The organism is Collimonas sp. (assembly GCF_039923675.1).
Taxonomy (GTDB): domain Bacteria; phylum Pseudomonadota; class Gammaproteobacteria; order Burkholderiales; family Burkholderiaceae_D; genus Collimonas.
The window spans coordinates 1-25,581 of sequence record NZ_JBDTCG010000023.1; the positions used below are offsets into that span (position 1 = coordinate 1).

At 56.2% G+C, this 25,581-nt stretch carries 28 protein-coding genes and 2 pseudogenes; 21 read left to right on the top strand and 9 right to left on the bottom strand.

Going from position 1 to position 25,581, the window contains the following annotated elements; genetic code table 11:
* The 4 genes and pseudogenes from ABI171_RS06040 to ABI171_RS06055 form a co-directional block, all read left to right on the top strand.
* Window positions 1–135 (top strand): annotated as a pseudogene (locus ABI171_RS06040) (IS4 family transposase); the annotation flags it as partial.
* Between the two features lie 591 nt (window positions 136–726).
* Entirely contained in the window at window positions 727–1,077 is a 351-nt protein-coding gene (locus ABI171_RS06045) for a BON domain-containing protein (RefSeq protein WP_348091695.1), read from the top strand.
* Between the two features lie 53 nt (window positions 1,078–1,130).
* Window positions 1,131–1,307: a hypothetical protein gene (locus ABI171_RS06050; RefSeq protein WP_348091696.1), complete on the top strand. Its 177-nt coding sequence runs from the start codon at window positions 1,131–1,133 to the stop codon at window positions 1,305–1,307.
* Window positions 1,308–1,557: 250 nt separating this feature from the next.
* On the top strand, window positions 1,558–1,734 hold the full coding sequence (locus tag ABI171_RS06055; RefSeq protein ID WP_348091697.1) for a hypothetical protein: 177 nt from the start codon (window positions 1,558–1,560) through the stop codon (window positions 1,732–1,734).
* 47 nt (window positions 1,735–1,781) lie between these two features.
* Here ABI171_RS06055 and ABI171_RS06060 read toward each other — a convergent pair whose 3' ends face one another.
* Window positions 1,782–2,471, bottom strand: coding sequence for a Crp/Fnr family transcriptional regulator (locus tag ABI171_RS06060; RefSeq protein ID WP_348091698.1), 690 nt, complete (start codon window positions 2,469–2,471; stop codon window positions 1,782–1,784).
* Window positions 2,472–2,727: 256 nt separating this feature from the next.
* Between ABI171_RS06060 and ABI171_RS06065 the strand changes: the two genes are divergently transcribed.
* Entirely contained in the window at window positions 2,728–3,447 is a 720-nt protein-coding gene (locus ABI171_RS06065) for a Crp/Fnr family transcriptional regulator (protein WP_348091699.1), read from the top strand.
* 348 nt (window positions 3,448–3,795) lie between these two features.
* On the opposite strand, the gene ABI171_RS06070 is transcribed toward ABI171_RS06065, so the two are convergent.
* The 4 genes from ABI171_RS06070 to copC form a co-directional block, all read right to left on the bottom strand.
* Window positions 3,796–4,005, bottom strand: a complete 210-nt coding sequence (locus tag ABI171_RS06070; protein WP_348091700.1) for a hypothetical protein — start codon at window positions 4,003–4,005, stop codon at window positions 3,796–3,798.
* A gap of 72 nt (window positions 4,006–4,077) precedes the next feature.
* Window positions 4,078–4,854, bottom strand: coding sequence for an alpha/beta hydrolase (locus ABI171_RS06075; RefSeq protein ID WP_348091701.1), 777 nt, complete (start codon window positions 4,852–4,854; stop codon window positions 4,078–4,080).
* A gap of 173 nt (window positions 4,855–5,027) precedes the next feature.
* Window positions 5,028–5,909 (bottom strand): copper homeostasis membrane protein CopD, encoded by an 882-nt coding sequence (copD, locus tag ABI171_RS06080; RefSeq protein WP_348091702.1) that lies wholly within the window; start codon window positions 5,907–5,909, stop codon window positions 5,028–5,030.
* Complete coding sequence (gene copC / locus ABI171_RS06085; RefSeq protein ID WP_348091703.1) at window positions 5,906–6,295, bottom strand: copper homeostasis periplasmic binding protein CopC; 390 nt, start codon at window positions 6,293–6,295, stop codon at window positions 5,906–5,908. The genes copD and copC overlap by 4 nt, the downstream gene beginning before the upstream one ends.
* A 62-nt stretch (window positions 6,296–6,357) precedes the next feature.
* On the opposite strand from copC, the gene ABI171_RS06090 reads away from it, so the two are divergent.
* Together ABI171_RS06090 and ABI171_RS06095 are read left to right on the top strand one after the other, a co-directional pair.
* Window positions 6,358–6,564 carry a hypothetical protein gene (locus ABI171_RS06090; protein WP_348091704.1) on the top strand — a complete coding sequence of 69 codons (207 nt, stop codon included), beginning with the start codon at window positions 6,358–6,360 and terminating at the stop codon, window positions 6,562–6,564.
* Window positions 6,565–6,599: 35 nt separating this feature from the next.
* A complete protein-coding gene (locus ABI171_RS06095) occupies window positions 6,600–7,253 on the top strand; it encodes a DUF882 domain-containing protein (RefSeq protein ID WP_348091705.1) in 654 nt (217 codons plus the stop codon).
* Window positions 7,254–7,277: 24 nt separating this feature from the next.
* Here ABI171_RS06095 and ABI171_RS06100 read toward each other — a convergent pair whose 3' ends face one another.
* On the bottom strand, window positions 7,278–8,246 hold the full coding sequence (locus ABI171_RS06100; RefSeq protein WP_348091706.1) for a GlxA family transcriptional regulator: 969 nt from the start codon (window positions 8,244–8,246) through the stop codon (window positions 7,278–7,280).
* 201 nt (window positions 8,247–8,447) lie between these two features.
* Between ABI171_RS06100 and ABI171_RS06105 the strand changes: the two genes are divergently transcribed.
* The 3 genes from ABI171_RS06105 to ABI171_RS06115 all read left to right on the top strand — a co-directional run bounded on the left by ABI171_RS06105 (window position 8,448) and on the right by ABI171_RS06115 (window position 11,551).
* Complete coding sequence (locus ABI171_RS06105) at window positions 8,448–9,122, top strand: M24 family metallopeptidase (RefSeq protein WP_348091707.1); 675 nt, start codon at window positions 8,448–8,450, stop codon at window positions 9,120–9,122.
* Window positions 9,123–9,198: 76 nt separating this feature from the next.
* Window positions 9,199–9,423, top strand: a complete 225-nt coding sequence (locus tag ABI171_RS06110; protein WP_348091708.1) for a hypothetical protein — start codon at window positions 9,199–9,201, stop codon at window positions 9,421–9,423.
* A gap of 148 nt (window positions 9,424–9,571) precedes the next feature.
* The gene (locus ABI171_RS06115; RefSeq protein WP_348091709.1) at window positions 9,572–11,551 is read left to right on the top strand and encodes a gamma-glutamyltransferase family protein; all 1,980 of its coding nucleotides are present in this window, start codon (window positions 9,572–9,574) and stop codon (window positions 11,549–11,551) included.
* Between the two features lie 251 nt (window positions 11,552–11,802).
* On the opposite strand, the pseudogene ABI171_RS06120 reads toward ABI171_RS06115, so the two are convergent.
* Window positions 11,803–12,206, bottom strand: a pseudogene (locus ABI171_RS06120) (transposase); the annotation flags it as partial.
* A gap of 474 nt (window positions 12,207–12,680) precedes the next feature.
* Between ABI171_RS06120 and ABI171_RS06125 the strand changes: the two are divergent.
* The 5 genes from ABI171_RS06125 to ABI171_RS06145 all read left to right on the top strand — a co-directional run bounded on the left by ABI171_RS06125 (window position 12,681) and on the right by ABI171_RS06145 (window position 17,089).
* On the top strand, window positions 12,681–14,051 hold the full coding sequence (locus ABI171_RS06125; RefSeq protein WP_348091710.1) for a DUF4034 domain-containing protein: 1,371 nt from the start codon (window positions 12,681–12,683) through the stop codon (window positions 14,049–14,051).
* A 30-nt stretch (window positions 14,052–14,081) separates the two neighbouring features.
* Window positions 14,082–14,489 (top strand): hypothetical protein, encoded by a 408-nt coding sequence (locus tag ABI171_RS06130; protein ID WP_348091711.1) that lies wholly within the window; start codon window positions 14,082–14,084, stop codon window positions 14,487–14,489.
* 126 nt (window positions 14,490–14,615) lie between these two features.
* Window positions 14,616–15,113 (top strand): lysozyme inhibitor LprI family protein, encoded by a 498-nt coding sequence (locus ABI171_RS06135; RefSeq protein ID WP_348091712.1) that lies wholly within the window; start codon window positions 14,616–14,618, stop codon window positions 15,111–15,113.
* 348 nt (window positions 15,114–15,461) lie between these two features.
* Complete coding sequence (locus tag ABI171_RS06140) at window positions 15,462–16,268, top strand: lipid II flippase Amj family protein (RefSeq protein WP_348091713.1); 807 nt, start codon at window positions 15,462–15,464, stop codon at window positions 16,266–16,268.
* A gap of 146 nt (window positions 16,269–16,414) precedes the next feature.
* Window positions 16,415–17,089 (top strand): phytanoyl-CoA dioxygenase family protein, encoded by a 675-nt coding sequence (locus ABI171_RS06145; RefSeq protein WP_348091714.1) that lies wholly within the window; start codon window positions 16,415–16,417, stop codon window positions 17,087–17,089.
* Between the two features lie 52 nt (window positions 17,090–17,141).
* On the opposite strand, the gene ABI171_RS06150 is transcribed toward ABI171_RS06145, so the two are convergent.
* Entirely contained in the window at window positions 17,142–18,569 is a 1,428-nt protein-coding gene (locus tag ABI171_RS06150; protein WP_348091715.1) for a PLP-dependent aminotransferase family protein, read from the bottom strand.
* Window positions 18,570–18,682: 113 nt separating this feature from the next.
* Between ABI171_RS06150 and ABI171_RS06155 the strand changes: the two genes are divergently transcribed.
* The 3 genes from ABI171_RS06155 (at window position 18,683) to ABI171_RS06165 (ending at window position 20,281) form a co-directional block, all read left to right on the top strand.
* Complete coding sequence (locus ABI171_RS06155) at window positions 18,683–19,117, top strand: carboxymuconolactone decarboxylase family protein (protein WP_348091716.1); 435 nt, start codon at window positions 18,683–18,685, stop codon at window positions 19,115–19,117.
* An 88-nt stretch (window positions 19,118–19,205) separates the two neighbouring features.
* Window positions 19,206–19,658 (top strand): GNAT family N-acetyltransferase, encoded by a 453-nt coding sequence (locus ABI171_RS06160; protein ID WP_348091717.1) that lies wholly within the window; start codon window positions 19,206–19,208, stop codon window positions 19,656–19,658.
* The gene (locus tag ABI171_RS06165; protein ID WP_348091718.1) at window positions 19,655–20,281 is read left to right on the top strand and encodes an NAD(P)H-dependent oxidoreductase; all 627 of its coding nucleotides are present in this window, start codon (window positions 19,655–19,657) and stop codon (window positions 20,279–20,281) included. The genes ABI171_RS06160 and ABI171_RS06165 overlap by 4 nt, the downstream gene beginning before the upstream one ends.
* Window positions 20,282–20,326: 45 nt before the next feature.
* On the opposite strand, the gene ABI171_RS06170 is transcribed toward ABI171_RS06165, so the two are convergent.
* Window positions 20,327–21,766 carry an efflux transporter outer membrane subunit gene (locus ABI171_RS06170; protein WP_348091719.1) on the bottom strand — a complete coding sequence of 480 codons (1,440 nt, stop codon included), beginning with the start codon at window positions 21,764–21,766 and terminating at the stop codon, window positions 20,327–20,329.
* Between the two features lie 239 nt (window positions 21,767–22,005).
* On the opposite strand from ABI171_RS06170, the gene ABI171_RS06175 reads away from it, so the two are divergent.
* The 3 genes from ABI171_RS06175 to ABI171_RS06185 all read left to right on the top strand — a co-directional run bounded on the left by ABI171_RS06175 (window position 22,006) and on the right by ABI171_RS06185 (window position 25,524).
* On the top strand, window positions 22,006–23,106 hold the full coding sequence (locus ABI171_RS06175; RefSeq protein ID WP_348091720.1) for an HlyD family secretion protein: 1,101 nt from the start codon (window positions 22,006–22,008) through the stop codon (window positions 23,104–23,106).
* 2 nt (window positions 23,107–23,108) lie between these two features.
* Window positions 23,109–24,671 (top strand): DHA2 family efflux MFS transporter permease subunit, encoded by a 1,563-nt coding sequence (locus tag ABI171_RS06180; protein ID WP_348091721.1) that lies wholly within the window; start codon window positions 23,109–23,111, stop codon window positions 24,669–24,671.
* A 364-nt stretch (window positions 24,672–25,035) separates the two neighbouring features.
* Window positions 25,036–25,524 (top strand): helix-turn-helix domain-containing protein, encoded by a 489-nt coding sequence (locus ABI171_RS06185; RefSeq protein ID WP_348091722.1) that lies wholly within the window; start codon window positions 25,036–25,038, stop codon window positions 25,522–25,524.
* Window positions 25,525–25,581: the final 57 nt, after the last annotated feature.

Here is a 25,581-nt window from a genome sequence, read left to right on the forward strand (position 1 = left end):
TCTCTCTACACATTGCTACAGATTCTTTCCGTCTCTGTATTTGAGAAAACCCAGATTTCATGCGCCTTGCAGACCGATCAACCGGCCCCAGAAACACCGCTTGGCGCTAACCAATTGAATTTATTCAATTTTTAACCGGACACTACTGTAGCATTATCAAACATAACAAGCGCCCTGCAATGTCCATCGACAAGGAGGAACGGTACGAATGTCGCACTGTCTGTTGTTAATCCGGGCTCTAATTCACCAATGTTAACTGGCATTTCGCAGTTCCGGTCCAAGCTCGTAAATACGCTGCTTTCCATGATTTCATTCCTTATCGAAAGGAGAACGAAAAAAAATGTGTCGAGATGCACTATTTGGAAGTGTGACTTTCCCCAACCTTTAACGTTGGGCTAAGCAAGTATCTATAGGATAGCAAGCGCAGTCGGTACGTTCCCGAACATATGGAAAAATTACAGTCGAGGGGAAAATATTTTATGTCTTTTTGTATTAACACCCTTCTCAGCAAGACAATGCCAAATTGTGTAAATTCATTAGTAGGAATAGGCTAACGCTTCTGTATGTCAGATAGCGTACATTGCGATATTTATCTGTGTGTCGAATTGGCGTGACTGTCAGTAGTGCTATCGGTTTCATATGTACGCTAACGAACGGAACGACGCCAGTTAAAGGATCAGAGTTCGAGAAATAGTTTAAAACTCTCTTACTTTGCCTGGAAAAATCATGGTTACGCAAATGAACGGCTTTGTAGCGCTGGCGACAATGATTATTTGTGTGCTGTCGGTGAATGTAGCCGGATGCAATAACGCTCAGAGCGAACCCGTTTTCATCTCATCCACGATGATCAATGTAGGGGCGGACGACTCATTGCTTGCAACCAAAATCAGAACCGAGCTGATGGATAGTAGAGACATCGTTGATCTTGATATCAGAATCCGAACGGAAAGAGACGTAGTTCTGCTGAGCGGCTTTGCCGATAACCAGGCTCAGATAGATCGCAGCATAGCGTTGGTGCGGCGGATAGTTGGTGTTAGAAGGGTAGTCAGCCACATTGCCATCAGACAGTTTACTTAAGTGCGAATGATGATACGACCTCGTTTCGAGAGATCCTACAAGGAATATCCAAAATGACAGCCAAGCCAAACACTTTCTCTGATGTCGACCCATTGGACAAGGGGTGTGAGAATCCAGATGAGCAGCAACGCAACGTTGAAAGTGCGCTTGATGAAGCATTGGACGAAAGTTTTCCTGCCAGCGATCCTGTTGCCATCACAATCGAGAAGCCGCCATGTCCGCCGATCTGATCGAATTCAGGATGGTCTGGTGGTTCAAGCTTTACGTTTTTGGCGTTACCTCCATGTGCATACTTACCGGTAGTGAGCCGCAACAGGAAAAATCACTGTATTGGGCGAAAAAAGCGATCAGAGCAAGCTGCAATGGTAAGTCAATCAAGATCTCTTGAATCCGGGTTTCCATGTCCTTTGATATGAGATTGCTTCGTTCTTACTTACTTCTTCCAGTGAACTACTTACTCATATAGATTTGGAGATCGCAATGTACAAGCATCAAGCGGGAGGACGGATTAAAAAAATAGAGGCCCGAATGAATGTGTTCGAAGCAAGAAGCTTTGGCGACAAGAGTTTGCAAGATTTAGGATTGACCGAAAAGAAAATTAAAAGAATCCAAGGCGACTATCGGGATACTACGCATGACTTCAAGAAACGTCGCTAGCTGTCCGGGATTACACGAATAGCCGACATGAATTGCCGGCTGCGTCATCAAAGCAATTTGGCATAGATCTTCTGGTCAATTGCGTAACAACTGCAGGCCTCCGCTTCCAGTCCGCTACGATCAAGAACCTTGATATTACCGCGCCGGTATTCTATTAATCCACTACGCTGCAAAATACCGGCAGCATTGGTGATACCTACCCGGCGCACGCCAAGCATATAGGCCAGGAACTCTTGAGTCACGCGAAAGCCGTCAGAATCGGCACGATCCTGGGTCATTAGTAACCAGCGAGCCAAACGGGGACCAATGGCGTGGGATCGCAGACAAGCGACTGATGTGGCCATTTGCGCCATCAGCACATAAAGGTAGCGATCCAGGATCCGCTGAAAAGCTGCGCTGCTTGCCAACTCACTTTTGAAGGCAGCTGTACTGGCTCGTAGAGCCGTGCCTTGTCCCTGCACCAATGCGCGCAACGGTGCGGTGACAACCCCTAGTACAAGCTGCGCGCCCAGCATGCCTTCACGGCCTATCATCCCCACTTCCACACCCGGACTATTATCAGTCCGCGCAACGAGTGAAATAAAACCTTCAGTGGGAAAATAAACATAGCGGGTAGGCGCTCCAGGCTCGCACAATATTTCTGAAATATCCAAAGCAACTGGTTTGCAGATTGACAGCAGATTCAGGCGATCTTGACGCGGAAGCATTTGAATAAGGTGATTATTGGTGTTAGTCAATTTGACTCTCCAGTGTGATTCACTTCGCCAAGTGGCGATGAAAACTGAGGATTTTTCGTCCATATATTAAGTTTGTATGGTTTCCTTTGTAGTGACCGTCTGGCAACGTACATAAGGTCAATATGGTGGGCCGCAGATTACGCATTCCTTGTTTGTCCGGTATAGGACATAGCAACATTTATCACCTATACTGATATTCTGAAAAGTGCCGCTGCCAATGGCTTTCCTTCTAGCGACCTCACCTTGGAATTTCATCATGGACAAGTTTTCAGATCCTAGGAAAAACCATTTGCTAGCTGCGCTACCCGACTCGGAATGGCAGCGCTGGCGGCCACTGCTGGAACCAATTGAGATGCCGCTCGGCCAGGTGCTATACGAATCTGGCACTACCTTGAGCTATGTGTACTTCCCGATAACTTCTATTGTCTCCTTGTTATATCTTCTGGAAAACGGTGCGTCCGCCGAAATCGCGGTGGTCGGCAATGAGGGCATCGTCGGCATTTCGTTGTTCATGGGCGGCGAGTCGACCCCCAGCCGCGCTGTAGTGCAGAGCGCCGGTCACGGCTTTCGGCTTCGGTCGCGAGTAATGAAAGAGGAATTCAACCGGGCTGGCCCGGTGCTGCATCTGCTGCTGCGCTATACCCAGGCATTGATCACGCAGATGACCCAAACCGCGGTATGCAACCGTCATCACACGTTGGACCAGCAATTGTGTCGCTGGCTACTTTTGAGCCTGGACCGGTTGCAGGGCTACGATCTGATCATGACGCAAGAGTTGATTGCCAACATGCTGGGCGTGCGCCGCGAAGGGGTCACCGAGGCCGCCGGCCATTTGCAGCAAGCAGGGCTTATCAGCTATTCACGCGGACACATTACCGTGCTGAATCGAGCGGGACTGGAGAAACGCACATGTGAATGTTATGCGGTGGTCAAGAAGGAGTGTGACCGGCTGCTTCCAGCTAAATTGGCCACGTAGGCAGATGAGCTAGGTATTTTTTTGTTTGCGGAATTGCCATTATGGAACTACTCCAATTACCTATGCCGCACAAAGTGCGTCATTTTGCGTCGCAGTGATGCGGCCAATTTCCCCCCGAACCCCGTGTGGTACCGAACTTCGGCGTTTTGGCGAACTGCGTTAAAAGCAGTGCCTTTAACGAAGCCCCCAGGCGTGGGGGAACTGCGATCGAAAGGTCACGGTCGACGGTCTTTTTCATAGCAAGGCAACAATGCCGGGGCGTAAAAAAAGCCGCATAAAGCGGCCTGATGCGATGCAGGCGCTGCTGTAACAACACGGCAGCGGGGGCGCGGGCGGCACAGTATACCGTCAGCGTCCCGCGCGCCTGAGCGCCTCCTGCTCCCACTGGCAGTCATCCCTGCAATCGGTATTGCAGAACAGCGCCCCATGGGCGACCTGTTCGTCACAGTAATGGCAGTAACCATCTGCCTCCAGCTGGGGCGTGCAGCGCGCATGCGCCTTGGCTACTGTCAGATCCATTGCAATGCGCCACTCGGCGCGGTTGGCTACGTCGCTCATGCTGCTTTCCCATCCATGTTCCCTAGACAGGTGCTCCGGCAACAAGCGGCGGCAAAGCCGCAGGGAGACACATTACGGCGCGCGTCCGGCGGCCGCCAGGATCAGGTCGGCAATCTCCTTTGGATGCGATACCAGCGATAAATGGCTGGAATCGAGCTCGATAGTGGTCGCATGCATGCGCTGCGCCAGGAAGCGTTCCAGATCGGGGGAAGTGGTCTGGTCCTGCTTCGATACCGCATACCAGGACGGCTTGTCATGCCATGCCGCGACGGTGGTGCGGCCGTTGAACAAGGTCTTGGCAATCGGCTGCTGTGTCGCATACAGGGCCAGCGCCTGATCATGCGGCAGGTCGCCGCCGAAATACTTGACATAGGCGTCCTCGGTCAGCGTCACATAGCCATCGTGATCCTTGGCGCCGGCGCGCACCGGCATCGTCGGATACTTGGCGGCCAGGGCGTTGAAGTCCTCGCCCGCATCCGGCGCACGCGCCGCCACGTACACCAGGGCGGTGACCTTGGGATCATCGCCAGCTTCGCTGACGACGGTGCCAGCCCAGGAATGACCGACCAGGACCGTAGGCCCGTTCTGTAGCGCCAGCACGCGGCGGGTGGCGGCGACGTCATCGGCCAGCGACGTCAGCGGGTTCTGCACCGAGGTGACGTTCAGGCCTGCGGCCTGCAGGCGCGGAATCACATTGGCCCAGCTGGAGCCGTCGGCCCAGGCGCCATGCACCAGCACCACGTTGACCGCTTTGGGCGGCGCCACGGATTGTGCAAACGCTGGCATGGAACCGAACATGGTTGCCGCCAGGCTGAGGGCGGTCAGGGAAAGCTTGATGCGGGTTTTCATTGGTTTGCCTTTGTAAACGGGGTTTTCACAGTACCCATGATGAATCCTGAAAATTTGACGGTGGGCGATGACGGATTGCTGCATCGCTCGACGCAAGTGTAGGATTTCATGCGGGACGATCGCGTGACGTTCGTATGACAAATTGGTCATCAAGCGGCGCGGCGCAACCCCAGTCAACCGGGCTCCAGCATGCCGAATACAGCCACCAGCGCCAGCACCGCCACCCCAAGTCCGATCTCCATTAGCGTGTAACGCCTGATCGCGGCAATTGCAGATGGCGAATCATTCCTCATGCGCGGCACAAACACATAGCGGTTCACTACAGCCATCGCCACCATCGCCACCGTCAACAGGATTTTGAGAGAAAGCAGCAGTTGATACGGCGAAGACCAATCGGTCGGCCATCTTCCCAGCACCAGCAGCGCATTGGCGACGCCGCTAAGCAGCACGCCGGCTACCGCGAAATGCCCGGCATTGGAAAAACGTCGCAAGGTAACGGCAGCATCCCCGCGGGCGAGCGGATCGGCCAGCAGCCGCAAGCACAGCAGGAAAGGCAGCAGCGAACCGAGCCATGCGCCGCCGCACAACAGATGCGCCACGTGATTCGCAGCATGCAGGAAGTCTCGCAAACCCTGGTCCATGGCGGCGTGTCCGGTCAGCGCCAGACTGGCGAGCAAGAGGCCGGAACCGATGGCAACGCTGCCCGGGCGCCCCGGCCGTCGCACCAGCGCCAGCGTCATGAGCAGCAAGGCCAGCAGCATCCTGAGGGCCCATGTTTGGCCGATATCGATCCGCAGCACTTTTTGCAACAAGTGGATATCAACAGCCGCTTGCCAGTTGCCGACGATCTCGGCCGCCTGCAGCGGCAATCCTGCCAAGGTAGTCAGCACAGCCAGCGCCGCCGCCGTACGCAGCGCTGAATCCAGCCGGCGGTCGATAGTCAAACGCAAGCCCGGGACTGCAAGACGCCATAGAAAAACGCTGCTGCCGAACAGCAGCATCAGCGCCAGGTAGTGCAGAAAGCGGTTGCCTGCGACTACCGCATCCAGCGTCATCCAGGCTGGACCGTGAAGCTATAGCTACCCTTGGTCTTGTGGCCATCGCGCGAGAGTACATGCCAGACGACGGTGTAGACGCCGGCAGCCAGATGTGTGCCGAGCGGCACCAGCAACGTCATGTTGCTGTCCGGCGCCAGCGATGCGGCGCCGGTGGCTATGCGGTTGCCCTTGGCATCGCTCAGCGCGACGCCGCTGAATCCGAGTTCAAGCGCTTCGGAGAATTCCAGCCTGAGCGCCGCCGGCGCCGTGGCGACAACCGTATCGTGCGCAGGCACTTCGACCTTCAGGTGAGCGTGCGCGATTGCGCTCTCCATCACGGAGAAACTCAGAAGTGCCGCGATAACGGTAACGGCGGTCTTGAAACTGCTAGAAAGAACTGACATGAAACCTATCCTTGAAATTAAACTGTTGGACGCGTCCGACGATATACGATGCCGGATTCATCATGAATGATGCCAGCAACACGGCATTTTTGCTGCCATGCGCCGGTTTCAACCATATGTGCGCGCTGGCGTTGAAAACCGCGACCGCGGTACTGTTGCTGGCGTTCCCGGTTGGCGCGATACTGCAAGTCCGGCGTTTGCGCGCCGCCCGCCGAGGCCGCCGGCGATGCGTCAATACGTTACAGCGCTACTCAAATGCGAGGCGGTGAGATAAAATTCCCTATCCCCTTATATTTGGACCGCCATGTCATCGCGCCGAAAATTCCTGCAAAAGAGTTTGTTCCTGGGCACCGCCGGGCTCTTTTCTACCGAAGTGTCATTCGCGAAGTCGACCATATTTACCAAACCTGCTGCCGCCGATCAGGTCAGCATGGATCCGCCGCCAGACATTTTCGACGCCCAGCTGATCGACATGGATTTCTGGCTGAAGCCGCGCGTGCTGGAAGTATCGCGCCCGGCCAGCGGCGAACACGCCAAGCTGCTGTATTGGAAGGATGGCGAAGTGCAGGATGCCGCCTACCAGGAATTGTGCCACCTGCTGCGCGACGTGCAAGCCAAGAAAACCGAAGCCATCGACCCCAAGCTGTTCGAAACGCTGTGGGGCACGCAAGCCTTTATCGCCCGCTATGGCATGGTTCAGCCGTTGGAAATCCTGTCGGGTTACCGCACTCCGGCCACCAACAACGGCCTGATCGAAAGCGGCGTGCCTGCCGCGCGCAAATCCCTGCACCTGGAAGGCCGCGCGGCCGATATCCGCCTGGCGCAGCTGGATGCCGACGTCCTCGGCGGCCTGATCCGCAGTTTCCGCCAGGGCGGCGTCGGCTTCTATTACCGGCCCGGCAAGCGCGGCGGCTGGATTCATGCCGATACCGGCCTGGAACGGACCTGGAAAGGCTAACCTCGCCCTCCCCCACCCCCAGCTTCAGGCATTTTTGAAGCCGGAGAAATTGACGCGATACTGCATCGCTGTAATTCCCAGCCGTTTCATGAACACGGCGCGCATATGGTCGCGGTTGCGGAAACCGCAGCTGAAGGCAATCGTCTTCAACGGCTCGCCGCTTGATTCCAGCAAGGCGCGCGCGGCGTCCATCCTGGCGCCTTCGATAAAATCCGCCGGCGTCATCTTCGCCTCCTTGACAAACACCCGGGCAAAATTGCGCGCACTCATTGTTACGTGCCGCGCCAGCGCTTCCACCGTCAGATCCGCCTGCAAATGCGCCTGCACGTACTGCTGGACCTGGCCGGTCACCGACAACTCTTCCACATAGGGCGTCAGATAGGGACTGAACTGCGATTGCCCGCCCCTGCGCTGCATGAACACCACCAGCCGCTTGGCGACGTTAAGCGATAGCTCGGGGCCGAAATCTTCAAACAACAGGTACAAGGAAAGATCGATGCCGGCCGTCACGCCGGCGGAGGAATACAGCTTGCCGTCGCGCAGGAAGATGCGGTCTGCGTCCACCACGGTAGAGGGAAACAGGGCAGCCAGCGCCGGCCCGTCGTTCCAGTGGGTGGTGACCGTTTTCCCCTCCAGCAGGCCGGCGCGCGCCAGCAGGAAAGCGCCGTTGCAGATCGAGCCGATGCGCGCCGAGCCGGCCGCAATCCGCACCAGCCAGGCGGACAAGGCCTCGTCGCGCGGCTGCCGCGGCAGGTCCGGGCCGCCGGCCACCAGCACCAGGTCGTAACTCTCGTCAGCCTCCGAGTAATGCTTGTGCGCGCTGATCTGCAAGCCGTTGGAACAGCACAGCATGCCGCGTTCGCTGCCGATCACCACCAGGCGATAGTGATCCTCCGGCGCCAGGAAGCGGTTCGCTTCGGCAAACACATCCATCGGTCCGGAGACATCCAGGGCTTGGACCCCGGGGAAAACCAGGATTGCAATCGTTGGCATCGCCATTTCCCTTTGCTCACGGAGGCGCAACAGTAACGCAACTAACGCGCCGCCGGCCGGTTTTTAAAAGGAAACCGGTGAATTGGCAGGAATCCCACCCAGTCTGGCAGGATAGCAGGCCTGTTAGCAGTTCCGCTACGACGGCTTGTTCCCCATACTTTCTCCTGACCTGCAGTCCATCATATCAACCAGGAGAAAGCCATGAATGAAACAGCCGAAAGAGTAGGGCCCGCATTTTCCGTCGACGGCATGCTGCGCGCCAGGAATGAGACGCGGCGCGCAATCCGCGCCATCGCCGCTTTTGTCGAACCGGGCATGGAGGAAGAATACGCCGTCGAGGAAGCCAAGAAAATCCTGCTGGCGCAAGGTCATTCCCTGAGCTGGCATCCGACCCGGGTGCGTTTTGGCAGCAACACCATGAAGCCGATGAAACAGCCTTCCGCGCCAGGCGTGGTGCTGCAAAAAACCGATATCTTTTTCCTCGATATCGCACCCCGGGTCGATGCCTGGGAAGGCGACGGCGGCGCCTCGTTCGTGGTTGGCGACAATCAGGAACAGGCAAAGTGCGCAGCCGATGCGGAAACCCTGTTCCATCAGGTGCGCGCCGTGTGGCGCGATGAAAAGCTCACCGGCCGGGAGTTGTACCAGTACGCCGAACAGACGGCGCGAGGCATGGGCTGGCAGCTGAACTTCGACCTGCCCGGCCATCGCGTCTCCGATTTTCCACATGCGGCGATCCATACCGGATCGCTGGCGGAATTCGAACAAAGCCCGATTCCGCTGCGCTGGATACTCGAAATTCATTTGCGCGACCCGCAGGGCCGGTTCGGCGCGTTCTTTGAGGACATGCTGCTGGACGACCGGTTCTATGCCTGACTCTGGCAAGCGCCGGCAGGCTGGCGCAATTTGGCGCAGGCTAACGACGATGCCGGCGCCCGAAAGGAGAGTTGCCATGCCCGATGCTCATCATTCGCTGACCTTGCAAATGCTGGAATGGATTGCCCAAGGCGCGCGCCGCTACGCCGAAGCGATCGATGTCTGGAAAACCACCTGTCCGCGCTTCATGATCTGGAAAGATGCCTGCGCGGACGGGCTCATCGATGCGCAGCCGGGCAAGGACGGCATGGTGTCGCTGACTAAAAAAGGAGTGGCGCAGCTTGTGCTCTGCTTTAAATAATAGACAGAAAGAATACAAAGTTAATTTGTATTAATAATTTTTATTGTAAAGTATATTAAAGTGTAACGATGTGTATCACCAGATCGCAAAAATAAACAGCAACGAAATATATCACTCTTGCAATTCTCTCTGAGGGTTAGAAATCTCGATGGAAACCAGTCCCTACTTCAAACTTCTCACTGCAATATCTGCCTCTACGCTTCTGCTGGCTTCCTGCGGCGGTGGTTCAGACGCCTCCTTTCACGTTGCCACAAAGGACGTGAGCTGCCTTGCGATAGACAGTAGCGGGTCGAGCGTCGTTATTGGCTCGAATCTCCCGGGTGACCCCTCGCTTCCCGAAGCCGCTTCGGGTTATCGCACGGGACTTAAGCCCATATACGCACAGACCTATATGGTCACCACATCGAATGCATATGCGAGTGCCGCGGGCTGCGCGGTGCTTAAGAAAGGTGGGACCGCAGCCGACGCCGCAGTTGCTGTACAAGCAGTGCTGGGTCTGACAGTTCCCGAAGCGACGGGGCTTGGATCAGGAGGAGTACTGTTGTATTACGATGCGTCGAAGAAAACAGTCCAGGCGTACGACGGCCGCGAATCGGCACCGAGCGCTGCGACAGAAAACTATCTTCGTTATGTCGACGATACAAACGATCTTTCCGCACCAAAGCCGAACGCCCGCGCAAGCGGTCGTTCGATCGGCAACATCGGCGTACCGCGACTTATTGAGGCACTGCAACGGGATCACGGCACGCTTGCGTGGAAGGATCTGTTTGGCGACGCGATCACGCTGTCGACAAATGGGTTTCCAATCGGTGGACGGCTTGCTGCCGCAATTGCTTCGAATGCAAGCAACCTGAAGCGCGACACCGAAGCAGCTGCGTACTTTTTTAACGCGGACGGCTCGCCCAAGGCATTGGGCACCCTGCTGAAAAATCCAGCTTACGCCAATACGCTGAAGGCGATGGCAAACAGCGGCGCCAATGCGTTGTATACCGGCCAGATCGCACAGGATATCGTGAAGAAGATTGCGACGACCACCGGTGCGGATGGGTCGGTGATAACGCCGGGTAAAACGACGCTTGCCGATCTCGCGAACTATCAGGCGAAAGTGCGCGATCCCATTTGCACGACTTATCGGAGCTACTGGATTTGTGGCATGCCACCGCCTTCCTCCGGCGGAATTGCTGTGGCGTCAGCACTGGGCGTTCTTGAGAACTTCAATCTTCAACAACTCAAACCGACAGCAATCGATCTCGAAGGCGGCAAGCCTACGGTTCAGGGCGTTCATCTAATTACCGAAGCTGAGCGGATGGCCTATGCGGACCGTGACAAGTATGTTGCTGATACCGATTTCATCCCGCCTCCGAACGGCACCTGGAACACGTTGCTCAACAAGCCGTATTTGCAGAGCAGGGCGGCCCTGATCAACATCAACAAGAGCATGGGTACAGCTGTAGCCGGCAACTTCGGCCCGGTTCCACTTGGTGTGGATAAAACCATGATTGAGCACGGCACGAATCAGTTCACCATTGTTGATGGTAGCGGCAACGTGTTAACGGCTACCACGACGGTTGAATCGAGCATGGGTTCGTTCCACATGACGAACGGTTTCCTGCTGAACAACCAACTCACGGATTTCTCCGCGAATCCGACCGACACCACCGGCGCTCTCGTCGCGAATCGCGTGCAGCCAGGCAAGAGACCACGCAGTTCGATGGCGCCTACGCTCATTTTCAAGATCGCTGCCGATGGGTCGAAAGGTGATTTCGTGATGGCAACGGGTTCACCTGGTGGGGGTACGATCCCGCAATACGTCGTCAAGACAATCGTTGGTGTACTTGACTGGGGACTGGACGCGCAGCAATCATCGAACCTGGTCGACTTTGGGGCAAGCAATAATCCTGTCACGACCGTCGGCGGAGAGCATCCGAACATTAACACTTCAAATGGTGGTGCGAACGACCCGTTGCTTACCGGCCTTGTCGCACTGGGGCACACTATCTCCACGGCGGCTCAGGCGAGCGGAGTCAATACGATCCTTCGCACCAGTATCAATCAGTCGAGCGTCCTGCAGGGCGGCACGGATCCGCGCCGGGAGGGGGTAGTTCTGGGTGATACTTTCGCCCATTAAGGAACGGGCCGGTGGTTCTGGTCACTCCATGCCACCGAGATGCGCTCCCTCTTAAAATGAAAATCCCGGCCTCCTGAGAGGCAGGGCCGGGTCGAGCCTATGCAGGATTGTGAAACTTACACTTCGTCTCTCGGCCGGTCTCTCCTTGAGTATTCGATCAGCAGAGTGCATTCCCCAAGTTGAAGGTGATGTCGGTGGGACTATGTTGCACAAATCAACTGAGCTCGTAAAACCCCTTACCCCAGACGGATTTACGGCATGACCACCGTTGTAGGGGTACCGAGTCGCGTGAAACGATTGAGAATGGCGGCGCGCACCTGCAACTCGGCAATCTGGCGGTCGAAGTCCCGCGCCATCACTCGTTCGCCGAGCAGCTTGAAGCAACGCATCTTGGTTCCGACCAGACTGCGCCGGTGATAGCCTGTCCATTTCTTCCATATCGTTCGGCCAAGACGGCGCGTGACGCGCAATATGGCATTGCGGGCCTCGGCGCCGGGACGCCGATCTTTCCACGGCTTGGGATTTTTTCGCGTCGGAATAATAGCGTGCGCAATGGCTTCGTGGCAGCCCTTCGTGTCGTAGGCCCATCTCCGCTGACGCTCGCGATGGGCTCGTTCAAGGCAATCTGGTCGAGCAAGCATGGCAGCATGGGCGCATTTTGGTACTTTCACCGTTCCCCACGACCAAAAAATTGAATACGGCGCCGCGTCCCGTTCCAGCAGGGCGAATTTTCTCCGCTAATTATTTTTTGCATTTTTACACACTCTGGGCTTGAAGCTGCTCGGGGTGAGGTCAACAGGGGCGGGATCTGGTCGTGCAATGACACAAATGGCAATGCCAATTTACGTCTTATTTTCGGCCCAGAATTTCGGAAGAGCGTCATTGCAAGATATGGCCCTGGCGTCGCCCATCGCTTTGCATCGGGGTTGTCGCGCTCGACTATATCCGGGCATGGCCGGGTAATGAACAGTTGAACGGCAGTTTTCGGAACGCAGCAAAGAGCAGCTATGTATGGAAATTGTCTGTCGCACGAAACGCCAAATGGATATTGCTTTGATAATTTTTATATGGCAACATTCATCGCTATCTTCGGGGACTTCCCAACGCGCGTTCACAATCGGAATCCAGTATGAAATTTTTTGGCAATAAAGCCATTTTCGGTCTCGCCTTATCACTGGAAATTGTTTTTGTGCTATCTACGGCAGGCTGTAGCAGGCAGGCCGAAATCCCGGCGCAGATGAAAAGCAGTGGCGTCACGACTGCCCCACAAAGCCAGGCAAAAAATGAAATCGCCGCCAATCCTGCTGCACCCGGATTAACGGACGATTCAAATCCAGGTTCGGACAGCGCATCTCAACTGCTCAAGGCCGGGAAATATACAGCTCTTGAGACGCGCGTTTCTTCGCTACAACAGGCTTACAAAAGCGGATCGATCGACGATTTGGCGCTGTTGCTCGCTTTCCGTGAATTTTACGACACCGATCCGAAACTCGCATTGCGCTTTGCTGGATGGAAAAAAGCGTATCCACATTCGTATGCGGCGCATTTAGCCGAGGCGATCTACTACATTCATTCCGGGCGCGAAGCACGTGGAGCAGAATACGCAACCGACACATCGGACCAGCAATTTGCAGCGATGGAAGTATACAATTCCAAGGCATTCGCCGATCTCCAGGAATCGCTGACACTCGATGCCCGGCCCCTCCTTTCTTATGTCCAGCTTATTGATCTTGGCCGTCACGACAGCGACAACGACGCTGATTTTTCTACCAGTGCAATTTCCTATGTGGATAAATTGACAGCGACCGTCTTGCATAAACCCGTTCCGTCAAACGACTCGCCAACTACGTCACGTGATTTTCTGGATAAAGCCAACAACATTGATCCGGGAAATTTCATAGCACGGCGGAAATACATGACCACCCTGGAAACGCGTTGGGGTCACAGTACCTCCGAAATGGATGCATTTCTTAAGGAATCGAAAGCTGCGGGGCTTTCAAGCGCAAAATTTCGTGTTCTGGAGGCGCTTGTCCTGAGGGACCGCGCTTGGAATGAAGAACGCCAAGGGAACATTCAAGCAAGCGGCAAGGACTATGCTGCTGCTGTCGCGACGTTAGGGGATGATGGAAACCTGATGGAGCAAAACATGTTCGCTCAATTGCTGTCTGAGACTGGGTACATCCATGAAAAACTCAGACAATACGACGTAGCGAAAGGCTATTACCAAAAGTCTGTTGAAAGCGATCCTGGCAGTGAAATTGCATGGTCGAATCTTGGCATTTGCCAAGCTCATACCGGCGACATGGAAGGTGCCGCAGTTTCTTATAAAAAAGCGGCCGAGATGGGAGAACCTATTGCACAAAACGAATGGGGTAAATTTCTATGGTACGGCACGAATGTCAAAGCAGATCATGCCGCTGCCATCAGCTATTTTGAAAAAGCAGCCGCCAAAGGGATCGTAGATGCGAAAAATAATCTACGGTTTGCAAAACAGAATTGAGCCGACGTTTCGCAACGGTGACATAGAAAATTGACAATAGCAATCGGTCAATTCGACATCGCCAAAGTAATTTTCACGCCCGCACGTTTCACTTACTTATATGCCATCGATATGGAACTAGTTCCTACGCAAAAGACTGCTGCCTTGGCCGGTATCTGGGCCGCATTTGGATTCGTCCCGGTGGAGCACTGGATGGACCAAAGCCACATGTCCACACTCCACCACAATGTACTTATGCTTTTCATGATGCTGGCGTTTCTTTTCGTTCCGGCCCTGTATCTGGTCATTGGGCGAGATAATCGCTTCAGTCGGACTTGGCTCATGGATCCCGAAGAAAGAGCGCGTTATTGGATAGTTTGCAAACGCATGCTCTGCTGGCTCTTGGGCGCGGCGCTATTTGGCACTATATGGTCTCGTATATTGAATTTTTTTTGGTAACTTGGAATTAATGACTAAAAGCGGGCATTTGAAATTCGTGTTCAAAGGAGATGCCGGAGACAATTTTATGTCGAGCGCCAGTCTTGATTTGGCTTCAACGGTTTATAAAAGGCTTACCTCTAAAACATGCGAAAAATTACATTTGCAATTCTTTTTCTAGTTTTCATTCCTGTCATTTCCTTTGGTGAAACCGAATGCACCGACCGCCCTGAATGCTGGCCGGAAGGCAGCGCAATGCACACCGGGTTGCTACTCGCGAAGAAACAAAATGCGATTGAAAAGCTTATGGCAAGCGAGCAGGAAAAACTGGTCAAGCTGGTATCCGACGCATCTTCATCAGACGGGGAACTTCATACAGATGGCAGGCTGGTCCGGGCGCTCAAAGCTCAACAATCGGCATGGATAACATATCGCGCTAACGAGTGTGAGCTTATCGGTTCTTTAACAGGAGCAGGAGGAACTTGGCCATCCACTTATGCAATCCGATGCGAAGTCAATCTCAGCCAGCAACGGCTACGTCGAATACGCTCTGCCACACAATGCATTGAGAAAATATCAATCGAGAAACGTATATTTGAGCAGAATACCTGCCTGCAGCAACTTGCCCCTCTGGTTAATAAATAGTCTCATCCGTATCGACCGCAAGGGGCGAGGTCGGGTCTCAATACTGATAGGAATGCGGACAGCTGGTTAGGTGCAGATGAAGACTAGTTGAATGGTAAACTCGCAATTGGCCCAGGCTGTATAACAACTCGGATAAATTTCGCCGACCAAAAAATCGACCGCTTAAAACGGCCGCGATGCAATTTTCTCGATATCGGCAACGGTGTCCTTACCCATGAATTTTTATCAGATTTTCGTTTTTACACAACATCGGCCAACAGCAGAAATTCAAGCAGCCAAAACCGTTCATCGCTAAGGCCAAGTTTCCGTGGCAGCATGTAACGACTCCATTTATCCTATCGCGGCCTCATGGACAAACAACTGATATTCCTTTGTTTTCTTACCTTTATCATCCACATAATCGGTACTTTGGCATACTCGGTACGCATTGCCGGCGTCAGGACAAGGCGCATCGCCGTGTCGCTGGCATTGTTCAGTATTCTTGTTCTCGTCTCTCGTACCTCCAATTCATTTCTTGGCCCATTCCTGGCCAAGCGAGTTGAATCAAACTTAGGCGCACAACTCGCACCAGAAAATTTGCTTGTCGATTTCCGGTGGCTTCTGGTTTCCGCAACAGTTGCGACCATTGCGGGAGCTTTGCTGATTCCGACTTTTCAACGTGTATTTTGTCGAGCTGTTGAACATTTTCAGGTGCATCGTTCTATACCCAAGCTGGTCTTGCATGGTTTTTTCAAGGGCGGCCTGTCTTATATCAAAGATGTAGCAAGCATGCCGGTCGCCACCAACGTCACCGGGCTTCGCAATAGTGGCAATGTCTCTTTGTCAGTCACTGCGCTAAATGTCGCTGCCGTAGCGCTATGGACGGTCGGCGTATTTGCTGCGCTATACGCGGGAGTTCTGGACCCAAGCGTACGTGTGACGTCAAGCACACTGTCGTCAATCATTAATGGCGGCGCTACGGTAATGATGGCCGTCTTTATCGACCCGCACATGTCCGGCATGACGGATGATGTTATTGAAGGCCGCGTGAGTGATTCGCAATTCAGGCGAGCAGTCGTTTGGCTGGTAGGTAGTAGATTGGCGGGAACTTTGCTTGCCCAACTATTGCTAGTCCCATCCGCGATGTTGATTGTGTATGTTGCCAAGTCATTATAGTTCCTGTCTCAACTGTGCCGGACACATATGTATTTGGTTTTTGACAGGCTGCTTTTGGTCATAAGCCGCAACGCATTATTGTTAGCTAACGATCAAAAGCATGTCGTCACCTGCGGCAAACCAAATAGAGATTAAATAGCAAACATATGAATGCTCATCGCTTTGAAATTGACGGATTCGCAGTCATTTCACAACTTCTGACTGATTCAGCATGCGCAGAAATTTCGTCCTCGCTTGCTGAACTCCGGAATAAAGGAGCCGGCTCACGCAGCCTGCTTGAATTGTCGTGGTGTAAAGGACTGGCGCAAACCATTCACCGGCATCCCGCCATTGAGGAATTGCTTCCACGTGACTCCGTTGCAGTTCAATGTACCTATTTTGAAAAATCCAAAGAGCAAAATTGGCTGGTCCCGGCTCATCAGGATTTAAGCATTCCGGTCCGGGAAAGAATTGACCACCCGGCGCTTACAGGCTGGTCCGAGAAAGAAGGTTCGGTGTTTGTTCAACCGCCTGACACGGTGCTTCAGGATGTGGTGGCGGTAAGGCTTCACATCGATGAATGTGGCCCGGAAGATGGGCCGCTCAGGGTTGTGGCAGGCTCTCATCTGGTCGGCAGGCTCAGCGATGAAAGTGTTCTGATAGCGCGCGACAAATTAGGAGAGGTGGTTTGCCCGGTCGTAAAAGGTGGCGCTTTATTGATGAAGCCGCTTCTGCTGCATGCGTCCTCTAAAGCTGTCGGCAACAGCCGCAGGCGGGTTCTTCACTTTGTCTTCGGGCCGAGGACATTGCCTTTCGGGTTGAGGTGGGGGCATGTCATTTGACGTTTTTCCCGGTACCGATACCTCGTGTTAGCCAGCTCAGATATTGCGTATTTTATGTTATTGCTTCCCTGAGTTTCAACGCCAGACGTAGCGCATCCTTCTCATCAATCACATTGGCAAAACCCAGCAACAAGCCTTGTCGCGGCTTCGCTTTGATGTACCAGCGCGATAAAGGATTCAAGGCAAGGCCGGCGGCATGCGCGCGCTCAGCCAGCGTGATGTCGTCTTCGTGAGCAGCCAGCTTGGCCAGCATATGCAAACCTCCAGCTTGCAGATCTATCCTGATGCGGTCACCCAGTACTTCCTGAAAAACGCGCTGCGTCAGTGCACGGCGTTGTGCGTACAACAGGCGCATTTTTTTCAGGTGGCGCGAGAAATGGCCTTCCGCCATGAAGTCGGCGACGCTTGCCTGGAACAGGTATGGACAACCTGAGTTGATGTTGTAAGAGACAGCCTGGAAGCGCGCCACCGCGCTGAGCGGTACGACGACGTAAGCCAGCCTTAAGCCCGGAAACATGGCCTTGCTGAAGGTGCCGCTGTAAATGACGCGGTCATTGCGGTCGAGGCTTTTCAGCGCCGGCAGCGGTCGCCCCTGATAGCGGAATTCGCTATCGTAGTCGTCCTCGATGATCCAGCTGCCGGCTTTGTCGGCCCACTCCAGAAGCGCCATCCGGCGTTCCAGCGACAACGTCACGCCAAGCGGGCTTTGGTGCGACGGCGTGACCAGCGCGAATTTTGCGGAAGGGCTGAGACGTTTGCCTGCTTCGACCATCAAGCCGTTGTCATCGACCGGCACCGGCACCAACTTGATGGCGGCGTTTTGCAGGAACAGGCGCGCAAGAATATAGCCGGGATCTTCAAACCAGAGGGCGTCGCCGGCAATTGAAAGACTCCTTAACGTCAGTTCCATCGTGTTATGCAAGCCGGTGGTGATGAACACCTGCTCCGGCAAACAAGCCACACCGCGCGACACACCCAGATACGTTGCGATCCTTTCACGCAAACGGTCATAGCCGACCGGGTCGGGAAAGCCCAGCCGGGCCAGCTCGCTGCCGCGCAGCCGATGCCCGACCAGCCGGTTCCATACCTTGCGCGGGAATGCGTCGAGCGCGGGCAAACCCATCTGCAAAGGCCTGGGCGCCTTGCCGTCATGATCGGTGACGGCTGGTTGCGCTTGTCCGGCCAACGCCACTTGCGGCTTGAGGATTGCCGGCTGTGGCAAAGACGGCGAGACCACCGTGCCAGCCGCGCCCCTGACTTGCAGATATCCTTCGTCCGCCAGGATGCGATACGCCATTTCCACCGTGCCGCGCGCCAGATTGAGCTCGGTCGCCAGTGCACGTACCGCCGGCACGCGATCACCCGCGCGCAGGTGCCCCTGCTCGATCGCCGTCTTGAAACGCTGGCATATCTGCAGGTACATGGGCAATTCCAGTGCGCGGTCAACGCGCAGGTCCAGTTCAGGTTTGACGATTTTCATGGACTAGTCCCTTTTACATTTCTTGGCTCTTCTTACTTGGCCATGATATCCGCATACTACGCCTCAGAGAAACACCACTTTTAACCTGATTAACCTGAGATAGGAGCCTCAAAATGCAAACCCGCCTCGACTTCTACACCGACAAAGATGCCATGAAGGCAATGATTGGTATTGAAACCCAGATCGCCAAAGGCACACTGGATATCTTACTCAAAGAGCTGGTACGCCTGCGTGCATCGCAAATCAATGGCTGTGCATTCTGCCTCGACATGCATGTGATCGACGCCCGCAAGGCCGGCGAGTCGGAACGTCGCATGGCTACCGTCGCCGCCTGGCGTGAAACCCCATTCTTCAGCGAACGCGAGCGCGCCGCACTGGAATGGACGGAATCGCTGACGCTGGTCTCGCAAAACCACGTGCCGGATGCGGTGTGGGATGTAGTCCGCCCGCATTTCACCGATGCCGAACTGGTTGAACTGACATTGCTCGTCACATCGATCAACAGCTGGAACCGGTTTGCGATCGCATTCCGCAAGATGCCATCGTAATTGGCAGCACTTGCCACCGCTTAATAGGCAAATCCGCCGCCCGTTGTCAGCACAACGATAGTGCAGCGCTCATCTTTTGGAGAAATGCATGCAGTCTCAGATTGCGATCAAGCACATCGAAAGCGACGCCGATCTGGATACTTCGTTTTCAGTAATGCAGGAACTACGGCCGCATCTGAACGATCGCGCAGCATACGCCGCACAGATCGCGCAGCAACGGACGCAGGGGTATCGCTTGCTTGCGGCATGGAGCGGTGGCGCAATCGTCGGGCTTGCCGGTTATCGGCTGCAAGACAATTTGCTGTACGGCCATTTCATTTATGTCGATGATCTGGTGGTGACCGCATCGTTGCATCGCGCGGGGATCGGCGAACGCTTGTTGCAAGCGGCACGGCAACAAGCTGTCGCGCTGGACTGCCGTCATTTTGTACTGGATACCGGATTGCATATGGCGCTTGCGCAACGCTTTTATTTCCGCCACGGACTGCTTGCAACTGGCATGCATTTCGTCGAACCACTACCACAGGAAGCAAGGACATGACACGCATTTTGCTATTGAACAGCGGCCCGCACAGCACCGCGAGCCATGGTTATCGTCTTGCAACGGAAGCGATTGCCGCATCAGGCATGGCCAAGGCGCGGATCACCGAACGCGACCTGGTGCAGTCGCCTATCCCGCCAATCTGCCGCGATTACGCCATCGCCGTAACTTCGCAGACTGCACGCGATGCGCAAGCATTCGATTGGTCGGAGCGCCTGATCACCGAACTGGAACAACACGATATGCTGTTCATCGTCACGCCGATGCACAACTTTACCGTGCCGGCGGCGCTCAAACTATGGATCGATCATGTGATACGCATCAATCGCAGCTTCCACTCGACGCCGCAGGGCAAGGTAGGGTTGATGCGAGACCTGCCGACCTTTGTACTGGTGAGTTCTGGCGGTTTTCATGCGGGAGAGCATGCGAAACAGGCCGATTTTCTGACGCCGTATCTGCGCTACGCGCTGGCGTCGATAGGCATCAGCGATGTGCACTTTTTCCCGCTGCAAGGCCTCGTCTTCGGTCCGGAATCCGTGGCGCAGTCGGTGCATGAAGCGCACTGGCAACTGTCTGAGAAATTGTCATTGGCCATGGCAAACCTGCAGGCAAGAGCAGCATGAGGTAAGAGCAAGATGATGAAGGTTCGACACCTGGCTCGTGATGCCTCACCAGCCCCCGCCCAGCGCCCGGAAAGTCGCCACCACCGCCCGCCCGCTGCCGGTTTGCGCCTGCGCCAGCTGATCCCGCGCCGCCAGCAGCTGGCGGTCCTGCTCCAGCACTTCGGTCAGACCGGTGGCGCCGCCCTTGTAGGCGTCTTCCGACGAATCCCGGGCCCGCACATCGGCCGCCACCTCGCGCAGCAATTCCTGGCGTTCCGCCTCCAGTTCGGTTTGCATCACCAGTGCGTTCTCGACGTCTTCGGTGGCCCGCAACATCGCTTGCCGATAGTGTGCCAACGCTTCGGCATTGACGCCTTTGGCGCGCGCCACTTCAGCGTCGACCCGATCGAAATCGAACAGACGCCAGCGCAAGCCGACCAGCGCCAGCGGCTGGAAACTGGCCGCGGATGGCGTGGCGCTGCTCAGGCTTTCAAAACCAAGCAACGCCGATAACGAGAATTTCGGATAATACTCGGCGATGGCGACGCCGATGCGGGCGTTGGATGCGGCCAGCCGCCGTTCAGCGGCGATCACGTCGGGCCGGCGGCGCAGCAGTTGTTCCGGTTTCAGGGCGACCGCCAGCGGCGGGATTGCAGCCTCGATAGTTGCGGCAATCAATTCGCCGGCATAGGTGCCGGGCTGGGCGCCCATCAACACATCGAGCCGGTTCAGCTGGATCGCGCGTTCCGAGCGCAGCGGTGGAATGGTCGCTTTGACCTGCGCCACGCGCGCTTCGGCCTGGGCTTGTTCGCGCTCGGTGGCCATGCCTTCTTTCAGACGCAATTTGACCAGCTCGAGCAGGTCGTTGTCGGCCTTCAGCTCGGCGGCGGCCAGCATCATTCTGGTCTGCGCGCCGCGTACCCGGAAATAGGCATCGGCCGCTTCCGCGGCAACCGTTACCCGCACCCCCAAATGGTCGGCTGCCGCAGCTTGCGCTTCGGCGGTGTCGGCTTCCAGGCCGCGATGCAAGCCGCCGCCCAGATCGGCTTCCCAGCTGGCGCCGACGCCTGCGCTATACAAGGTGGCGTTGCGCTGATAACCGGGATGCGGGCTGGCCAGCTCGCCAAGTTCGCTTTGCAATGACTGATGCTGTTTGGCCACTTGGGCGGTGACGCTGCCGATCGGCAGCAGCGCAGCATTCGATAAACGGGCAACCGCGCGCGCCTGTTCGACCCGCGCCAGAGAAGCCGCCAGGTCCAGATTCTGCGCCAGTACCCGTTCGATGATCTGCGTCAGGACCGGATCGTTGAAGTAGCTCCACCAGACTTCCAGCGCCGGCGGCGCGCTGGCGGTCGCTGGCGCGGCATGCTGGAAAGCCGCCGGCATGTCCGAGCCGGGCTTTACATAATCAGGCCCGACGGCGCAGGCGGCGAGCGCCAGCGATAGCGCCGCGGCGATCAGTTTTCCGGGCCGGCGTGATAACAGTGCGACTGATTGGCTTGCCATGTGGTACTTCCTTTATTTTTCCCGCGGAAAAGTTTTACCAAGTAACTTGCATAACAATAGTCACAAGTGTAAAGTGACTTTCATGATGAAAGCAAGTTGTTTTTGGGATGTGCGTTTTATCGGGCCAGATGCCGTAAACGCAGGTCAGGGTGCGCCCTCCCCGGAGCGGCGTTAAGCAAGCTTTTCACACTGTCTACGGACGGTGTCTATCCGATGTTTATTAATAGGGAGCAGTAGTCATGACAAATGCGGTAACTGGGCAGGCAGGTACAGTTGTGGCGCCGGCAAAACGGAACCGGCTGAGCGGCAAGGTGCGGCTGATTACCTGCGTCGCGATCGTGGCCGGACTTGGCTCTGCCGCGTATGGCTGGCACTGGTGGGAAAACGGCCGCTTCATGGAAGACACCGATGATGCTTACGTCGGCGGCGACATTACCGTGATCAGCCCCAAGGTGCCCGGCTATATCGTTTCGGCCGCGGTCAGCGACAACCAGGCCGTGCATGCCGGCGATTTGCTGGTCAAACTCGATGACCGCGACTACCGCGCTGCGCTGGCCAAGGCCGAAGCCGCAGTGGCGGCGCAACAGGCGCTGCTGGCCAACCTGGAGGCGACGCGTAATTTGCAACAGGCGGTGATTGCGCAAACCCGTGCCGGCGTCGCCGCAAGTTCGGCGGAAACCATGCGTTCGCACAACGATCAGCAGCGTTACCAGAACCTGTCGGCCAAGGCCGCAGTCTCCGTGCAAAGCGCACAACGGGCCGACGCCGACTACCAGCAGGCGCTGGCCAACGGCCATAAAGCGCAAGCGGTGCAAGTGGCGGCCGAACGCGAACTGGATGTGATCGCCAGCCGCCGCCAGCAAGCCATGGCGGCGCTGGGGCAGGCAAACGCCGAACTCAACATCGCCAAACTCAATCTCGGCTATACCGAAATGCGTGCGCCTATCGATGGCACCATCGGCAATCGCTACGCGCGGACGGGCTCCTACGCCGCAGTGGGTACTCACATGATGTCTATCGTGCCGGCCCGCGGCCTGTGGGTGGACGCCAATTTCAAGGAAAGCCAGCTGGCTCGCATGCAGCCCGGCTTGCCGGCCACCATTGAGGCGGATGTGATGCCGGGCCGCCGTCTGCATGGCCACGTCGCCAGCATGGCGCCGGCTACCGGCGCCCAGTTCAGCGTGCTGCCGCCGGAAAACGCTACCGGCAATTTCACCAAGATCGTGCAGCGGGTGCCGGTGCGCATCGTGCTGGATGAGGCCGACGGCGTGCTCGGCATGTTGCGGCCCGGCTTGTCGGTGCTGGCGCAAGTCGATGCGCGTAGCAACCGGAAACAGTAACCATGCGCAGCGCCCCATTGCAGCTGATCCCGCCGTCCGAGATGGCCATGATGGCCAAGCTGTTCGCCTTCGGCACCATGTGCGTCGGCATGTTCATCGCGCTGATCGACATCCAGATCGTCTCGGCTTCACTGCGTGAAATCGGCGGCGGCTTGTCGGCCGGCGCCGACGAGACGGTGTGGGTCCAGACCAGCTACCTGATCGCCGAGATTATCGTCATCCCTTTATCGGGCTGGATGTCGCGCGTGATGTCGACGCGCTGGCTGTTCAGCATTTCGGCGGCCGGCTTCACCATCGCCAGCTTGCTGTGCGCCGTGGCCTGGAATATCCAGAGCATGATTCTGTTCCGCGCCCTGCAGGGCTTCCTTGGCGGCTCGATGATTCCGCTGGTGTTCACCATGGCGTTTACCTTTTTCAGCGGTTCGCAGCGGGTGATTGCAGCAGCCACCATCGGCGCCATCGCTTCGCTGGCGCCAACGCTGGGGCCGTCGGTGGGCGGCTGGATTACCGTTAACTATTCGTGGCACTGGCTGTTCTTCATTAATCTGGCGCCTGGCATTTTCGTCGCCGTCGCCGTGCCGCTGCTGGTCAAGGTCGACCGTGCAGACTGGTCGCTATTGCGCAATGCCGATTACCTGGGCATGGCGCTGATGGCCTTGTTTCTTGGCTGCCTGGAATATACCTTGGAAGAAGGCCCGCGCCTGGACTGGCTGGGTGATCCGGTGATTACCGCCACCGCCTGGATTTCCGCCGTCGCCAGTGTGCTGTTCGTCTGGCGCAGCCTCAGCTACCAATATCCGGTGGTCGACCTGCGCGCGCTGAAGGACCGCAACTTCGCACTCGGCTGCTTCTTTTCCTTCATCACCGGAGTTGGCATTTTCTCCACTATTTACCTGACGCCGGTATTCCTGGGCCGGGTCCAGGGCTATAGCGCCTTGCAGATCGGCATGGCGGTGTTTTCCACCGGTGTGTTCCAGATCCTCTCGATCCCGGTCTACGCCGTCTTTGCCAACCGGGTCGATCTGCGCTGGCTGATGATGTTCGGGCTGGCTTGCTTTGCGCTGTCGATGTGGCAGTTTACGCCCATCACGCACGACTGGAGCGCCGCGGAATTGCTGTTGCCGCAGGCTTTGCGCGGCATAGGCCAGCAGTTCGCGATACCGCCTATCGTTACGCTGACGCTGGGCGGGCTGGCGATGGAACGGCTGCGGCTGGCTTCGGGCTTGTTCAATCTGATGCGCAACCTGGGCGGCGCGATCGGCATCGCGGTGTGCGCCACCATCCTCAATGACCGCACCAACCTGCACTTCTACCGTCTGGCAGAGCACCTGACGCGCAGCAACGACGCCACCAACACGCTGTTGCAAAACGTCGGCAGCAATCCGCTGGTAGGCGAATCAGGGGCGCTGCGGCTGCTATGGAATCTGACTTACCGGGAAGCCTTGACGCTGACCTTCGCCGATACCTTCCTGGCTATCATGGTCTGCTTCGTGATCGCCACCGCGATGGTGCCGCTGATGCGTAGGGTCGCGCCACCCAAGGCGCCGTCCGCGGATGCCCATTGATTGACTGATTGATTGGTTGATTGAATCATGACGTTTTTATTTGCACCAATCGCCGCACACGCGCTGTTCTTGCTTTAACCGGCATAGAGATAAAGGAAACTCGTCATGAAAATCAAAGACGCCGTCGTTTTCGTCGCCGGCACTGACCGTGGCCGGCATCGAAGCCTGGCAGGAGGAAATACTGGCCAATGACATCACTCGCACCGGCAAGCAAGGCCTGACCGGCGGCATCTACCTGGCGCCGCTGGACCGCTAAGGGTCTTCAATCCGGTACCCAGACGCGAGCGCTTGAGGAATCGCACCTGATGACGGCCGCAGTTGCTATCATATTGAAAGTCTTAAGCATAGGAAAAGGATAACCATCATGCAACGAAAGAGCTTCGGCAACATGCAATGCCCCATCGCCCGCAGCCTGGAACGGGTCGGCGAATGGTGGAGCATCCTGATCCTGCGCGACGCCTTCTATGGCCTGACCCGCTTCGACGAATTCCAGAAAAGCCTGGATATCGCTCCCAACATGCTGACCCGCCGCCTTAACGCGCTGGTGGAAGAAGGCTTGCTGGAACGGCATCTTTACTGCGAAAAGCCGCCTCGCCATGAATACCTGCTGACCCCGCGCGGCCGCGATTTCCGCCCGGTGCTGCTGGCCCTGCTCACCTGGGGCAACAAGCATTTCGCGCCGGAAGGCGAAAGTGTAGTGCTGCTCGACGCCAGCAGCGGCGACAAGGTCGAGCCGGTGCTGTACGACGTCGCTCGCGGCCAGCCCATCAACGAAAAGCAGTACTTGATCGGCGCCGGCCCCGCAGCCGGCCTGGCGATGCAGGAGCGCATCGCCCGCAAGCAAGGCAAGTAAAAAGTCGGGATAGGCAAACCCGGGGCTGCTACACTAATTGCTCGTTGTAAAGTTTAC

Bases quoted from the DNA above. Each gene is read 5' to 3' on its own strand.
- ABI171_RS06095 (WP_348091705.1), top strand. From the start codon at position 6,600: ATGTCATCGCGCCGAAAATTCCTGCAAAAGAGTTTGTTCCTGGGCACC.
- ABI171_RS06185 (WP_348091722.1), top strand. From the start codon at position 25,036: ATGCAACGAAAGAGCTTCGGCAACATGCAATGCCCCATCGCCCGCAGC.
- copD (WP_348091702.1), bottom strand. From the start codon at position 5,909: ATGACGCTGGATGCGGTAGTCGCAGGCAACCGCTTTCTGCACTACCTG.
- ABI171_RS06155 (WP_348091716.1), top strand. From the start codon at position 18,683: ATGCAAACCCGCCTCGACTTCTACACCGACAAAGATGCCATGAAGGCA.
- copC (WP_348091703.1), bottom strand. From the start codon at position 6,295: ATGTCAGTTCTTTCTAGCAGTTTCAAGACCGCCGTTACCGTTATCGCG.
- ABI171_RS06090 (WP_348091704.1), top strand. From the start codon at position 6,358: ATGAATGATGCCAGCAACACGGCATTTTTGCTGCCATGCGCCGGTTTC.
- ABI171_RS06110 (WP_348091708.1), top strand. From the start codon at position 9,199: ATGCCCGATGCTCATCATTCGCTGACCTTGCAAATGCTGGAATGGATT.
- ABI171_RS06075 (WP_348091701.1), bottom strand. From the start codon at position 4,854: ATGAAAACCCGCATCAAGCTTTCCCTGACCGCCCTCAGCCTGGCGGCA.
- ABI171_RS06115 (WP_348091709.1), top strand. From the start codon at position 9,572: ATGGAAACCAGTCCCTACTTCAAACTTCTCACTGCAATATCTGCCTCT.
- ABI171_RS06055 (WP_348091697.1), top strand. From the start codon at position 1,558: ATGTACAAGCATCAAGCGGGAGGACGGATTAAAAAAATAGAGGCCCGA.
- ABI171_RS06100 (WP_348091706.1), bottom strand. From the start codon at position 8,246: ATGCCAACGATTGCAATCCTGGTTTTCCCCGGGGTCCAAGCCCTGGAT.
- ABI171_RS06105 (WP_348091707.1), top strand. From the start codon at position 8,448: ATGAATGAAACAGCCGAAAGAGTAGGGCCCGCATTTTCCGTCGACGGC.
- ABI171_RS06140 (WP_348091713.1), top strand. From the start codon at position 15,462: ATGGACAAACAACTGATATTCCTTTGTTTTCTTACCTTTATCATCCAC.
- ABI171_RS06065 (WP_348091699.1), top strand. From the start codon at position 2,728: ATGGACAAGTTTTCAGATCCTAGGAAAAACCATTTGCTAGCTGCGCTA.
- ABI171_RS06180 (WP_348091721.1), top strand. From the start codon at position 23,109: ATGCGCAGCGCCCCATTGCAGCTGATCCCGCCGTCCGAGATGGCCATG.
- ABI171_RS06050 (WP_348091696.1), top strand. From the start codon at position 1,131: ATGACAGCCAAGCCAAACACTTTCTCTGATGTCGACCCATTGGACAAG.
- ABI171_RS06160 (WP_348091717.1), top strand. From the start codon at position 19,206: ATGCAGTCTCAGATTGCGATCAAGCACATCGAAAGCGACGCCGATCTG.
- ABI171_RS06150 (WP_348091715.1), bottom strand. From the start codon at position 18,569: ATGAAAATCGTCAAACCTGAACTGGACCTGCGCGTTGACCGCGCACTG.
- ABI171_RS06175 (WP_348091720.1), top strand. From the start codon at position 22,006: ATGACAAATGCGGTAACTGGGCAGGCAGGTACAGTTGTGGCGCCGGCA.
- ABI171_RS06145 (WP_348091714.1), top strand. From the start codon at position 16,415: ATGAATGCTCATCGCTTTGAAATTGACGGATTCGCAGTCATTTCACAA.
- ABI171_RS06045 (WP_348091695.1), top strand. From the start codon at position 727: ATGGTTACGCAAATGAACGGCTTTGTAGCGCTGGCGACAATGATTATT.
- ABI171_RS06170 (WP_348091719.1), bottom strand. From the start codon at position 21,766: ATGGCAAGCCAATCAGTCGCACTGTTATCACGCCGGCCCGGAAAACTG.
- ABI171_RS06070 (WP_348091700.1), bottom strand. From the start codon at position 4,005: ATGAGCGACGTAGCCAACCGCGCCGAGTGGCGCATTGCAATGGATCTG.
- ABI171_RS06125 (WP_348091710.1), top strand. From the start codon at position 12,681: ATGAAATTTTTTGGCAATAAAGCCATTTTCGGTCTCGCCTTATCACTG.
- ABI171_RS06135 (WP_348091712.1), top strand. From the start codon at position 14,616: ATGCGAAAAATTACATTTGCAATTCTTTTTCTAGTTTTCATTCCTGTC.
- ABI171_RS06165 (WP_348091718.1), top strand. From the start codon at position 19,655: ATGACACGCATTTTGCTATTGAACAGCGGCCCGCACAGCACCGCGAGC.